The 12,956-nt window shown below is 72.2% G+C and carries 8 protein-coding genes; 1 reads left to right on the forward strand and 7 read right to left on the reverse strand.

All coding sequences use genetic code 11. The features are described from left to right. Positions 1-18: 18 nt before the first annotated feature. From WMF43_RS49325 to ptsP, 5 genes are all read right to left on the reverse strand, one after another. A complete protein-coding gene (locus WMF43_RS49325; RefSeq protein WP_437675851.1) occupies positions 19-2,784 on the reverse strand; it encodes a family 20 glycosylhydrolase in 2,766 nt (921 codons plus the stop codon). A gap of 9 nt (positions 2,785-2,793) precedes the next feature. Beyond that, positions 2,794-3,804, reverse strand: coding sequence for an SIS domain-containing protein (locus tag WMF43_RS49330; protein WP_437684246.1), 1,011 nt, complete (start codon positions 3,802-3,804; stop codon positions 2,794-2,796). A gap of 16 nt (positions 3,805-3,820) precedes the next feature. Next, a complete protein-coding gene (nagA, locus tag WMF43_RS49335) occupies positions 3,821-4,921 on the reverse strand; it encodes an N-acetylglucosamine-6-phosphate deacetylase (RefSeq protein WP_437675853.1) in 1,101 nt (366 codons plus the stop codon). Beyond that, positions 4,918-6,684 (reverse strand): N-acetylglucosamine-specific PTS transporter subunit IIBC, encoded by a 1,767-nt coding sequence (nagE, locus tag WMF43_RS49340; RefSeq protein ID WP_437675855.1) that lies wholly within the window; start codon positions 6,682-6,684, stop codon positions 4,918-4,920. Before nagE ends, nagA begins: the two co-directional genes overlap by 4 nt. An 84-nt stretch (positions 6,685-6,768) precedes the next feature. Further along, positions 6,769-9,375 carry a phosphoenolpyruvate--protein phosphotransferase gene (ptsP, locus tag WMF43_RS49345; RefSeq protein WP_437675857.1) on the reverse strand — a complete coding sequence of 869 codons (2,607 nt, stop codon included), beginning with the start codon at positions 9,373-9,375 and terminating at the stop codon, positions 6,769-6,771. A 419-nt stretch (positions 9,376-9,794) separates the two neighbouring features. Between ptsP and WMF43_RS49350 the strand changes: the two genes are divergently transcribed. Further along, the gene (locus WMF43_RS49350; RefSeq protein ID WP_437675859.1) at positions 9,795-11,372 is read left to right on the forward strand and encodes a glycosyl hydrolase family 18 protein; all 1,578 of its coding nucleotides are present in this window, start codon (positions 9,795-9,797) and stop codon (positions 11,370-11,372) included. Here the strand turns inward: WMF43_RS49350 and WMF43_RS49355 are convergent. Both WMF43_RS49355 and WMF43_RS49360 read right to left on the reverse strand, forming a co-directional pair. Then, entirely contained in the window at positions 11,365-11,985 is a 621-nt protein-coding gene (locus WMF43_RS49355; RefSeq protein WP_437675861.1) for an HAD family hydrolase, read from the reverse strand. The genes WMF43_RS49350 and WMF43_RS49355 overlap by 8 nt on opposite strands. 49 nt (positions 11,986-12,034) lie before the next feature. Continuing rightward, positions 12,035-12,652 carry a hypothetical protein gene (locus WMF43_RS49360; protein ID WP_437675863.1) on the reverse strand — a complete coding sequence of 206 codons (618 nt, stop codon included), beginning with the start codon at positions 12,650-12,652 and terminating at the stop codon, positions 12,035-12,037. Positions 12,653-12,956: the final 304 nt, after the last annotated feature.

The raw sequence follows: 12,956 nt of genomic DNA on the forward strand, positions 1-12,956 counted from the left end.
CCGCCGAGCGCGGCGATCCTACGGCGCCGCGTTCGGATCGAGCACCGAGGTGCGGCTCCCGCGGCCGCGTGTATCGAACGTCCTCAGCTTGACCACGCCGCTCACCGCCACCGGCCCGCTGTACACGGCCGAGGTCGCGTCGGGCTCCGCGCCGTCCGTCGTGTAGCGGATCTGGAGCCCCGGGAAGGCGACGTTCGCCACGAGCTGCCCGTCCTCGATGCGCGCCCCCGGCAGCGGCAGCCGGTAGGCCACGCCGCCGCTCAGGTGGTCGAGCCGCGGCAGCTCGCGCTGCCCCAGGCTGTTCGCGAAGCGATTCCACGCCTCGGCGAGCTGGCTCGCGCGGAGCGCCGCGTCCTCTTCCTGCGCCCACGCCGGGTCCTGCGCCCAGGCCCGCTCCGCGAGGCTGACCAGCTTCGGGAAGATCAGGTACTCCATCACGTCCTGCCCCTTGGCGTTCTCGCCCCAGAGCTGCCCCTGGATGCCGAGGATGTTCGCCCGGCCGGCGTCGGTCAGCCGCACGTGATCCTGGAACATCTGCGCCTGGTCGATCGGATTGCCCATGCGATCCTCGTGGGCGCTCCTGTAGACGTCGAGCGGCACGAACTCGTAGGGCTTGCGCGTGTCGACGAACCCGGCCCAGTAATAGCCGGGCTCCGACGGATCCTTGTCGTAGGCGAGGTCGAAGTACAGGTTCGTGGCATTGGAGAGCACCACCGGGTACCCCGCGTTGGCGAGCTTGTACCCGTTGTCTTCGTCCCCCCAGCCCCAGACGTTGTTCCAGACATACGGCCTGAAATTGCTGTTCAGGAACTCGGGGTTGGCCTCCTTGTCGAAGCCGCCTTCCACCGGCACCTTCTTCAAGGCGATCTCCTCCCAGCCTGCGGTCACAAGGTCGTGGGCCGCGACGATCGCGCCGAACTCGCGGACGAAATGGCTCGCCAGGTCCGCCGCGGAATCGAGGCCGTCGCCCGGCGCCCGCTCGAGGAGGTCCTTGCACGAGGGGGACTGCTCCCAGACGCCCTCCGGCACCTCATCGCCGCCGGTATGAATGGTGGTGAGCGTCGCGCCGGCCTCGGCGTACACCGCGACGAGCTCGTCCACGACCTTCTGCAGGAACCTGTACGTGGACTCCCGGCAGGGGTTCACCACGTTGTCGGTCCACATCTGCACGGACATGTACCGGGACGGGTCCTCCAGATCGCTCAGCAGGAACTCCTCGGCCTTCTCGAGATCGCCCTCGGCCGCGAGCCTCGCGTGACGCGCCTCCATCGCCTTGACCGCCGCGCGGGCGTGGCCCGGCATGTCGATCTCGGGGATCACCTCGATGTGGCGCTCCTTGGCATACCGCAGGATCTCCACGAGCTCGGCGCGGGTGTAATGGCCGCTTCCGCTCGACGCCGCAGCATCCGGGTCCGGACCGGAGCCGAACGAGGGCACGACATGGTCGCCGTCGTCCAGGGTATGGCCGCGCCGGGAGCCGACCGTGGTGAGCTCGGGCAGGCCGCTCACCTCGAAGCGGAATCCTTCGTCGTCGGTCAGGTGGAAATGGAACTTGTTCAGCTTGTAGAAGGCCATGACGTCGAGCAGCTTCAGCACGGCCTCCTTGCGCTGGAAGTTGCGCGCGACGTCGAGGTGCATGCCGCGGTACACGAAGCGCGGGGCGTCCTCCACCGTCACCGCGCCGATCGCGATCTCCGGCCGGGGGCTCCGGTACACCTCCACGGGCGCGAGGGCGCGCAGGCTCTGGATGCCATAGAAGACCCCGCCCGCGTCGCTGCCCACGATCTCGACGCCCTGATCGGTGACCGTGAGGCGATAAGCCTCGTCGCCCGCCTGCCTCGGCCGGCCGCCGACCTCGATCGCGCCTGTCGTGAGCGCGATCGCCGCCGTTCCCGGGGTCGGCGCGCCCTCGCGGATCGCCGGCGCGTCGCCGAGGAGGGCCCCGAGCGCCTCCGCCAGGAAGGTCGCCTCGTCCTTCAGCCCGGCGGCGTACACGATGGGCACGGCCGACGACAACCGCAGCTCTCCGGATCCGGCCTGGAAGAGCACCGGCGAGGGCACGATCCGGTCCACGTCGCCCGCCGGGAGCAGGCGGACAGCCTGGTTCTCGTCATAACGGGACTCCGTCGTCGGCACGGGCGTCACGTCGCCGGGGAACCGGTCGGTCTGCTTCTCCTGCACGAACGGCTTGACGGTCTCGGACCCGACCGCCTCCGGCGCCGAGGCCACGCCCTTGTCGTCCGTGAACACGAAGTAATACCCCGCGGGGGCGTCCGTCTCCTTGATGGCCCAGAACGAGCCGTCGAAGGGGATGACCACGCTCTGCCCCGGCAACACCGGCTCGAACACCTCCGTCGGCTCCATCTTGAAGAAATCGCCGTTGATATGGGTGATGGTCACCCCGGCCGGCAGGCTCTCCGGGAGGATGCTGCGGACGAAGTTGAAATACAACGTCCAGCCGCTGCTCCCGAGCGCGACCGTTCCATGGTTGGTGATCGTCAGCGCCGAGCCGAAGCTCACCGCCGGGTTCTTGTAGTTGTCGAGCACCTCCCAGCTCACCGCGATGTCCGCGCCCGAGGGGCGCTGCAGCGTCGCGCCGCCGCCGCCGCCGCCATCGCTGGTGTCGTCGCCGCCGGTGCCGCCACCGCCACCGCCGCCGCCGTCGCTGCCCGTGCTGGTGCTCATCGTGGTGCTCCCGGTGGACGAGGGCGCCTCGTCGTCGGCGCACCCTGCCACGAACAGGGCCGCGGCGAGCAGCCCAAATTGGAAAACAGGCCTTCGCATGACGCTCTCCTACAGTGTTTTCGTGACCTTCTTGAGCCGCCTCGGCGCGTCCGGATCCAGCCCTCGCGCCTCGGCCAGGGCAGCGGCCGCGAGATAGAACGCCTGAACCTGACAGAGCGGGTCGAGCAGCTCGTGCGGCGCCTCGGGCACCGCGAGATCCACCCCCGGCAGCCCCGCGGGGCCCACCAGGATCACCTTCGCTCCCTGGCTCCGGAACTCCTCCGCCACGCGCACGAGGCCGGCCTGGGCCGGGCCGCGCGGGGCGAAGATCAAGAGGGGGAATCGCTCGTCGATGAGGGCCATCGGCCCGTGTTGCACCTCGGCGACCGTGAACGCCTCCGCGTGGACGCCGCACGTCTCCTTGAACTTGAGGGCCGCCTCCAGCGCGATGGAGAACCCCGGCCCCCGCCCGAGCACGAGCAGGCGCTCCTCGCCGGCCAGCGCGCCCACGAGCGGGCTCACGTCACCCTCGCTCGCGGCGAAGAGGGCGTCCGGCAGCGCCTTCAGCGCGTCGAGCAGGGCGTCGTCCTCTCGCCAGCACGCCACCAGCCTGGCCATGGCGCTCAGGCTGGCGATGAAGCTCTTCGTGGCGGCGACGGCGCGCTCGGGCCCCGCGCGCAGGGGGAGCGTCGACGCGGCCGCCCGGGTGAGCGGCGAGCCGAGCTGGTTCACCAGGGCCGCCGTCACCGCGCCCGCGGCGCCGCAGGCCGAGAGCGTGTTCACCACGTCCGGGCTCTCGCCCGACTGCGACACCGCGACCGCGAGGCTGCCCGAGAGCCGCAGCGGCGCGTTGTAGAGCGTCACCACCGAAGGGGGCAGGCTCGCGACCGGACAGCCGAGCTGCGTCATCACGAGGTAGGCGAAGTAGCCCGCGGCGTGATCCGAGCTGCCGCGCGCGACCGTGACCACGGACGGCGGCGGCGCCGCGCGCAGGCGGGCGCCCAGCGCGCGGTAGGCCTCCTCGTCCTGGGTGAGCTGCGCGGCCACGACCTCCGGGGTGGAGCGGGCCTCCTCGGCCATGATCGAGCGCGTTCGGTTACTCAAGGGGCTCCCCTTCCACGAGGACCCGCCGCAGGGCGAGATCCTCGTCCAGGACCAGCAGATCGGCGAAGCACCCCGGCGCGATGCGCCCTCGCTCCGCGAGGCCGAGGTGCTCGGCCGGAAACTGGCTGCAGCGACGCGACGCCTCGGCCACGGAGAGCCCGAGGTGGACCAGGTTCTTGAAGGCCTGGTGCATGGTCAGGCAGCTCCCCGCCAGGGTCCCGTCGGGGAGGCGCACGCTGTTCTGGCACTTCGTGACCACGTGCGCGCCGAGGTGGTACTGCCCGTCCGGCATCCCCGAGGCCGCGGTGCCGTCGGTCACCGCGTAGAGCCTCGGGATGCAGCGCAGGGCGGCCCGGATGGCGCCCGGATGCACGTGCACGAGATCCGGGATCAGCTCGGCGAAGTCGCCGTGGGCCAGGGCCGCGCCCACCGCGCCGGGCTCGCGGTGGTGCAGCCCGTTCATCGCGTTGAACAGGTGGGTGAAGCCCTTCGCCCCCGCCGCGAGGGCCGCCACCACCTCCTCGTAGCTCGCCAGCGTGTGCCCGATCTGGACCCGCACCCCGAGGCCCGACAGCTCGCGGATGAGCTCCAGGTGGCCGGCGAGCTCCGGCGCGAGCGTGAGCACGCGGATCGGCGCCACCGCGTGCAGCGCGAGCGCGGCGTCGAGGTCCCCGCGCGCCACACACGCGGGCTGCGCGCCCAGCCGGCCGGGGCTCAGGAACGGGCCCTCGAGGTGGACGCCGAGCAGGCGCGCCTCGCCGGGGCGGTGCGCGTCCATGGCGGCCCGGATCGCGCGCAGGGCGGCGCCGATCTCGTCCATGGGCGCGGTCATCGTGGTGGCGAGCAGGCTGGTGGTCCCGGTCGCCGCGTGCGCGCGGGCCACCTGCCGGGGCGCGTCCCCGCCCTCCATGACGTCCCGCCCGCCGCCGCCGTGGACGTGGAGGTCGATGAAGCCGGGCAGGATCCGCGGCCCCGCCGCGGGCTCGGCGATCGGCGCGCCCTCGATCTCGTCGACCCGCGCGCCGAAGCGCAGGCGCCCGCGGATCCAGCCGTCCGGCGTGAGCAGGTTGCCTTCCAGGTCCACGCCCTTCACCCCTTGAGCTTCTGCGCGAGCGCGGCGGCGTACTGCGGCGCTTCGGGGCCGACCAGGAGGTGGATCACCCTGTCCGAGAGCCGCATCACGCCCTTCACGTCCGCGGCCTCGAGCGCCGCCTCGTCGACGGGCTGCTCGTCGGCGAGCTCGACGCGCACGCGCCCGCTCGAGAACCCCTCCACCGACCGGATGTTGGCGGCGCCGCCGAGCGCGGCAAGCCAGCGCTCGATCTGCACTGCTGGCGCTCGCGCCGCCGCCGCTGACGCGGCCCGCGCCCGCAGCCCGGCGGGCGCGTTCTCCCGCCGCGTGACCTCCTCCCTGCGGTCGCCCGGCGCGGCCGCGGCCGGCGCGCCGCCCGCGAGCTCCTTCATCTCCTTGGCGATCGACTCGGCCATCGGACCGAGGATCACCTGCAGGCTGTCGGTCCCCGGGCGCACCACGCCCTTGGCGCCGAGCGCCTTCAGGTCCGCGTCCTTCACGAGGTCGCGGTCGACCATGACCAGGCGCAGGCGGGTGATGCACGCGTCGATCTCGCGGATGTTCCCGTGGCCTCCCAGCGCCCGCAGGAGCTGCCCGGCGAGCCCCCCTTCGTCGGCGGGGGCCCCGGCGCCCACCCCGGCGACCAGCGCGCCTCCGGCCGCCGGCGCGGCGAGCGCCGGCGCGGGCTCGCGGCCCGGCGTGGCCAGGTTGAACCGCTTGATGCAGACGACGAAGAGCCCGTAATAGACGACCGAATAGGCGAGGCCGATCGGCACGATCATCCAGCCCTTGGTCGAGAGCCCGTAGTTCAGCGCATAGTCGATGAACCCGGCGGAGAAGCTGAAGCCGTGCTTGACGCCGAGCACGTCGAGCAGCGCCAGCGAGATGCCGGTCAGCACGGCGTGCACCGCGTACAGCGCCGGCGCGAGGAACATGAACGCGAACTCGATCGGCTCGGTGATGCCCGTCAGGAACGCGGTCAGCGCGGCCGAGAACATGACTCCGCCGATGGCCTTGCGGTTCTCCGGGCGCGCGGTGCGGTAGATCGCGAGGCACGCCGCCGGCAGGCCGAACATCATCACCGGGTAGAAGCCGGCCATGAACACGCCCGCGGAGGGATCGCCGGCGAAGTAGCGGTTCAGATCGCCGGTCACCGCGCCCTTCGGGCCCTGGAACGAGCCGACCACGAACCAGGCGAGGTTGTTGAGGATGTGGTGCAGCCCGGTCGGGATGAGCAGGCGGTTCAGGACGCCGAAGCTGAAGGCGCCGATCGGCCCCGAGGCCACGACCCAGCCGCCCAGCGCGTCGATGCCGGCCTGCACGGGCGGCCAGACCACGCCGAGGACGAGCGCGAGGGCGAGGCTCGCGCCGCCGGTGACGATGGGCACGAACCGGCTGCCGCCGAAGAACCCCAGGAACGAGGGCAGCTTGGTGTCCCGGAAGCGGTTGTACATCGCCCCCGCGAGCACGCCGGCGAGGATGCCGGCGAGCACGCCCATCTTGATCTTCTCGTCGAGGCTCTTCACCCCGTTCGTGATCACCAGGTAGGCGATCATCCCGGAGAGCCCGGCCACGCCGTTCGCCTCGCGCGCGAGGCCGACCGCGATGCCCACCGCGAAGACCAGCGCCAGGTTCTCGAAGATGGCGCCGCCGGCCTGCGCGATGAACGCGACGTCCAGCACGTCGGGCTGCCCCAGCCGGAGCAGGAGCCCCGCGACCGGCAGCACCGCGATGGGCAACATCAGCGCCTTGCCGATGCGCTGCAGCTCGTTGAATCCCCTCATACGAAGCTCCTTTCAATGGACGGGGCGGCCCCTCGCGCCGCTCCGGCGGCAGCCCCCGCTCTGCATGCTGCGGCAGATCGTGAATCAGCCGGGCCGCGCGCCCGGCGAGAGCAGCGCCCGCACCTCGGCGGCGGTCCCCATGTCGAGCGCGGCCCTGGCGAGCTCGCGGCACCTCCCGGCGTCGAGCTCGCGGATCTTCGATTTCACCTCCGGCATCGCCTGGACGCTCACGCTGAGCTCGGTCACGCCGAGGCCGATCAGCACGGCCACGGCGTCGGGATCGCTCGCCACCGCGCCGCAGATCCCCACGTGGCGCTCGCGCCTCCGCGCGGCCTGCACGGTCGCGTCGATGAGCCGGAGCACCGCCGGGTGCAGCGCGTCCTGCCGGCCGGCGAGCCGCGGGTGGGTGCGGTCCATGGCCAGCGTGTACTGGGTGAGATCGTTCGTGCCGATCGAGAAGAAATCGACCTCCGCCGCGAACCGATCGGCCTGGATCGCGACCGACGGCACCTCGACCATCACCCCGAGCTCCACCTTCGGCGACCCGGCGCGCCGGCGCTCCTCCTCGAGCACCCGCCGCGCCTCCTCCAGCTCCTCGAGGCTCGCGACCATCGGCAAGAGGACGCGGTGCCCCGCCGGGGCCCGGACCGCCAGGATCGCGCGCAGCTGGCTGCGCAGGATCGTCGGGTGGATCGCGCCGATGCGCAGGCCGCGGATGCCGAGCAGCGGGTTGTCCTCCGCGGGCAGGGGCATGTAGGAGAGCGGCTTGTCGCCGCCGACGTCGAGCGTGCGGATGACGAGCGGCCGGTCCCCCAGCGCGTCGGCGATCTCCTGGTACGCCGCGGTCTGTTCGGCCTCGGTGGGCGCGGTCTCGCGGTCGAAGAACATGAGCTCGGTGCGCAGGAGGCCGACGCCCTCGGCCCCGAGCCGGACGGCCTTGCGGGCGTCGGCGGCGCTCGCGATGTTGGCGAGCACGGCGACGCGGACGCCGTCGCGGGTCACCGCGCGCTCGCCCGCGGCCGCCTCCTGCCTGGCGCGCAGCGCCTGGCGCGCCCCGAGCCGATCGCGGTAGGCGTCGAGCTCGGCCTCGGTCGGGTGGAGCAGCAGCGCCGCCGCGTCGGCGTCGAGCACGGCCGTCGTCCCCGCCGGGGCGGCGAGCAGCGACGCCGGGGCGCCGACGAGGTACGGCACGCCGAGCGAGCGCGCCAGGATCGCCGCGTGCGACGTGGTGCCGCCGAGCACGCTGACCAGGCCGGCCACGCCCTGGCCCTCGAGCCGCACGACCTCGGAGGGCGTCAGGGTCTCCGCGACGACGACGCTGCCCGCCGGCGCGGCCTGCGCCTCCTCGCCGCCGACGAGGTGCCGCAGCGCGCGGCCGCCCACGTCGCGCACGTCGTTGGCGCGCGCCGCGAGCAGCGGGTTCGACTGCCGCGCGAGCTCCCGGTACGACGACATCACCGCCTCGCGCCACGCGAACGCGGCCGATTTGCCCTCCACGACGGCGACCTCGGCGCGGGTGATGATCTCCGGATCGTCGAGCATCGCGAGGTGCGCGCTGAAGATCTGGGCCTGCTCGACGCGCTTGCCCGACGCGGCGACGAGCTGCTTCAGCTCGAGCCGGGTGTGCATCAGCGCCTTCTGCAGCCGCGCGAGCTCCACCTCCGTGTCGTCCCCGCGCTCCTCCACGGCGGCGGCGAGCGGGTCGATCTTGCAGAGCGGGCCGATGGCGAGGCCGGGCGCGGCGCTCACGCCGTGGAGGCGCCGCGGGTCGTCGCTCGCGCGCGGCGCGCTGGTGAGCGCAGCGGCGCCGGCCGGCGCGGGGGCGTCGGTCGTCGCGCGCGCGGGGGCGTCGGTCGTCGCGCGCGGGGCAGAGAGGTCCTCGCCGAGCCCGCTCCGGACGAGCTCGACGAGGCGGGCCACGGCCCGCGCCGCCTCGCTGCCGCTGCCGACGATGCGCAGCTCGGCGCCCGGGCCCGCGCCGAGGTTCATCAGGGCGACGACGCTCTTCGCGTTGGCGTTGCGGCCGCCGAGCTCCACGCTGATGTCGGCGGCGAACGACTTGGCCTCGCTCGCGAGCACCGCGGCCGGCCGCGCGTGCAGCCCGTGCGGGTTCGGCACCACGACGACGGCGGACGTGACCCCGACCGTGGCCCGCGGCGGTTGCCTGGACGCGCCCGCCTCCGACGCGCTCGACCCGCGCGGCGCGTCCTCCCGGGCCTTGCGCCGGGGGGCGACGGTCATGAGGCGGCTCACGCCGGCCTTGGCCGTGCCGCGCGCCCGCTCGACGATGGCGCTCGTCTCGCCGCTCAGGACGATGACCTGCGTGAGCAGGCTGGGCGCCTTGCGCAGGAGGTGATCGGCGTCGAACTCGAGCAGCGCCTGGCCCGCGGAGACCCTGTCCCCCTGCTTCACCCGCGCCGTGAAGCCCTCGCCCTTCAGGCCGACCGTGTCGATCCCCACGTGGATCATGATCTCGACCCCGCCCGCGGCGCTCAGGGTGATGGCGTGCCGCGCCGCGTGGAGCTGGGTCACCGTGGCGTCGCACGGGGCGAGCAGCGTCTGGGTGGTCGGATCGATCGAGATGCCGTCGCCGACCACCTTGTCGGCGAAGACCGCATCGGGAACGGACTCGATCGGCACGATGGGACCGGAGAGCGGCGCGAGGAGCGTCAGCGTGTCGCTGGAGTGCATTTCGACCGCGATACTACCCCGATGTGGCTCGATGGGTTCGTGGCTGAGGGGCTCGATGGTTCCGTCCACGGATCGAGACAGGAGCAAGCGTCGTGCCCTGCATCTCGACCGCTGCTGCTCGAGGAATGCTCGAAGAAGCGCGCTGCGCCGGGCCGTGGCGGAGCGATCGCCCGGATCGCTGGGGGGTGATCCGGGAGCGCTCCTGCGATCGGGCGGATCACCGGGCGATCTCTCCGATCGCCCCCCGCGCCAGCCTGGATCGTCGGACCGATCGCGGCGCCCCTCCTCTTGTGCGGAGCTCCGAGCCGGCCGCCGCGGCGCCCTTGCCATAGGCCTTCGCGGTCCTCGCCATGGCCGGTATGCCCGTTGCTCATCCGGTCTGCAGCCACCGGATACCGGCATAGCCAAGGAGATACGCCATGAAGCTTTCCCCTCTCACGACCCTGCCGCTGTTTGCCGCAATCGCCATCGCCGCCTGCGGCGGTCTCGGGAGCGAAGATGACGTGGCGCGCTTCGGCCCCGAGGCAGAGGACATCGACGCTGCGGAGCAGCCTGTCGCCGCTGCCTGGGCGCCGTACACCGCGTATGCGGTCAACGCGCAGGTGACGTACGGCGGCGTCACCTACAGCTGCATCCAGGCGCACACGTCCCTTCCGGGCTGGGAGCCGCCGATTGTCCCGGCGTTGTGGAAGGTGACGAGCGGCACCAGCTCCAGCAGCAGCACCACCACCACCACCAGCACCAGCGCTGGCAGCGGCGGCTCGGGCGGCGGCGGCGGCTCGGGTGGTGGCGGCGGCTCGGGCGGCAGCGGCGGCTCCGGCGGCGGCGGCGGCTCCGGCGGCGGCGACAGCGGCGGCAAGAAGGTGATCGGCTATTTCGCGGAGTGGGGCGTCTACGGCCGCAACTACCATGTCAAGAACATCGACACGAGCGGGTCGGCCGCGAAGCTCACGCACATCAACTACGCGTTCGGCAACGTGGTGGGCAATCGCTGCCAGCTCGGCGACACCTACGCCGATTACGACAAGGCCTACAGCGCCGTCGACAGCGTCGATGGCGTCGCCGACACATGGGACGCCGGCGCGCTCCGCGGCAGCTTCAACCAGCTCCGCAAGCTGAAGCGGAAGCACCCGCACCTCAAGGTGCTGATCTCGCTCGGCGGCTGGACCTGGTCGGCCGGCTTCTCCGACGCCGCGCTGCCCGCGAACCGCGCCTCGTTCGTGTCCTCCTGTGTCGATCTCTTCATCAAGGACCCCCGCTGGGCCGGCGTGTTCGACGGCATCGACATCGACTGGGAGTACCCGGCCGCCTGCGGCAGCACCTGCAACCAGCGCCCCGAGGACACCCAGAACTTCACGGCGCTGCTCGCCGAGTTCCGCGGCCAGCTCAACGCGGTGCGCCCCGGCCTGCTGCTCACCATCGCGGCGCCTGCCGGCCTCGACAAGATCGACAAGATCCAGGTCGGCCAGATCCACCGGCACCTCGATTTCATCAACCTGATGACGTACGACATGCACGGCGCCTGGGAGAACACGACGAACTTCCACTCGCCGCTCTACAACGCCGCCTCGAACCCCGCGAGGTCGCTGAGGTACAGCACCGACGAGGCGGTCACGGCCTGGCTGAACGGCGGGACGCCGGCGAGCAAGCTGGTCGTCGGGGTGCCCTTCTATGGTCGCGGCTGGACCGGCGTCACCAACGTGAACCAGGGCGTGTGGCAGTCGGCCTCCGGCGCCGCCCCGGGCACGTACGAGGCGGGCATCGAGGACTACAAGGTCCTCAAGACGAAGGGGCACCCCGGCTACACGCACCCGGACACGAAGGCCTTCTACACCTTCAACGGGACGGAGTTCTGGAGCTACGACAACCCGGCCTCGCTCGGCGTCAAGATGCGTTACATCAAGGACAAGGGCCTTGGCGGCGCGATGTTCTGGGAGCTGAGCGGCGACACCACGAACGGCGAGCTCATCTCCGCCGTGAAGAACGGCCTCAGGTGACCGACCGGCGCGGCCGCGCGGCGCGGAGCGCCCGCGGATCGACGAGGACCCACGGCATGCCCGCCGCCTGCGCGGACTGGATCCCCAGCGCGGCGTCCTCGAAGACCAGGCACTGCGCGGGCGCGACGCCGAGGCGCCTCGCCGCCTCGAGGAACGGGTCGGGCGCCGGCTTGGGGTGCGCGTAGTCCTCGGCCGCGACGACCTCGTCGACGTACCCGCGGAGGCCCAGGAACTCGAGCGTCTTCTCCACCGACACGCGGGGGCTCCCCGAGACGACGGCGCGCTTCACGCCCGGGGGCGCGCCGCGGAGCGCGGCCACGACCTCGGGCACGCCGCGCACGGTCGGCATCAGGCGGTAATACGCCTCTTCCTTCGCCGTGAAGACCTCGGCCACCGGCATCCGCAGCCCGTACTTCCGGTTCAGGAGCGCGACGATGTGGTCGGTCGGCATCCCCGCCGAGCCATAGAAGTCTTCGTCGGTGAACTCGCACCCGTGCGGGGCGAGCGCCTCCATCCAGGCCTGACGGTGGACCGGCATGGAGTCGGCGATGGTGCCGTCACAATCGAAGAGATAAGCAGCGAACGTTCCGGAGGGAAACACGAGTCCAGGCATGGGCGGGTCCCTAGCACATCGGCCGGCCTCCTGGTCGCGTCGGCGCCGCTTACTTGAAGCTCTCCTGCGCCTTGCGCCGGCCGTCTTCGGCGGCCTTGCGCGCCCTCTCGGCCGACTCCTCGCGCGCGCGGACCTGCGCCAGCGCGGCCGGCAGGGCCGCGATCGCGTTGTCGATCACGGTGACGACGACCCGCTCCATCTCGTCCGCGCCGACGGAGCCGTTCTTGCCGTCGGCGATCAGGTACTGCGTCCCGTCGGCCGCGCTGAACACGCCGAACCGCGGCGGCTGCGGGTACGTCGGGTAGAGGGCGCGCTCCTCGAAGCCGACGGCGGCGCGCTCGGAGGACGGCGACGCGCCCTGCGCCGGCGGGGCGCACAGCCGCGCCTTCCTGACGTCGGAGCTCATCTTGGTGGTGCGCATCCTGTAGAACAGGTCGCAGATGTTCGCGGCGCGCAGCCGCGCCAGCGCGGCGGCGACGCCCGGGCGCCCTTGCAAGTCCGCCACGTGATACAGGCCGTTCGGCATGTAGAGGTTGTCCGCCATCAGCTGCTCGGCCGGCGTGGCGGGTCGCAGGGGGCGGCCGGAGAGCGCCACGTAGGCGGCCACGCCGCCCGCGATCGCGATCCCGAAGCCGGCGGCGGCGAAGAGGGCTGTCTTGGCGGCCATGTCCTCGCACGTCTTGTAGACCGGTCGCGGCGCCCGGACCAGCCGGATATCGGCGCTGGACGGCGCCCGAGCACGCCCGCGATGGCCCTCGCGCCCTTTCACCCGCCCCGCCCCCGCCGGCACCCAGGCCTCGCGTCCGGAGAGGGGTGGAGATGCGTGAAGATGGGTGGAGATGCGTGAAGATGGGTGGAGACATGGCACCCCCCCACCGAGCCCCTTGATCCGAGCGCGCAGCGGTGCGACAACACGGTCACCTAAATTCAACTTGGCTGTAACCGTGCGACGAGGCATGGCCGAATACAGC

This window comes from Sorangium sp. So ce131, from assembly GCF_051519095.1.
In the GTDB taxonomy this organism is placed as follows: domain Bacteria; phylum Myxococcota_A; class Polyangia; order Polyangiales; family Polyangiaceae; genus Sorangium.

Coding starts and splice junctions, on each gene's coding strand:
- WMF43_RS49325 (WP_437675851.1), bottom strand. CDS start 2,784: ATGCGAAGGCCTGTTTTCCAATTTGGGCTGCTCGCCGCGGCCCTGTTC.
- WMF43_RS49330 (WP_437684246.1), bottom strand. CDS start 3,804: ATGGCCGAGGAGGCCCGCTCCACCCCGGAGGTCGTGGCCGCGCAGCTC.
- nagE (WP_437675855.1), bottom strand. CDS start 6,684: ATGAGGGGATTCAACGAGCTGCAGCGCATCGGCAAGGCGCTGATGTTG.
- ptsP (WP_437675857.1), bottom strand. CDS start 9,375: ATGCACTCCAGCGACACGCTGACGCTCCTCGCGCCGCTCTCCGGTCCC.
- WMF43_RS49350 (WP_437675859.1), top strand. CDS start 9,795: ATGAAGCTTTCCCCTCTCACGACCCTGCCGCTGTTTGCCGCAATCGCC.
- WMF43_RS49355 (WP_437675861.1), bottom strand. CDS start 11,985: ATGCCTGGACTCGTGTTTCCCTCCGGAACGTTCGCTGCTTATCTCTTC.
- WMF43_RS49360 (WP_437675863.1), bottom strand. CDS start 12,652: ATGGCCGCCAAGACAGCCCTCTTCGCCGCCGCCGGCTTCGGGATCGCG.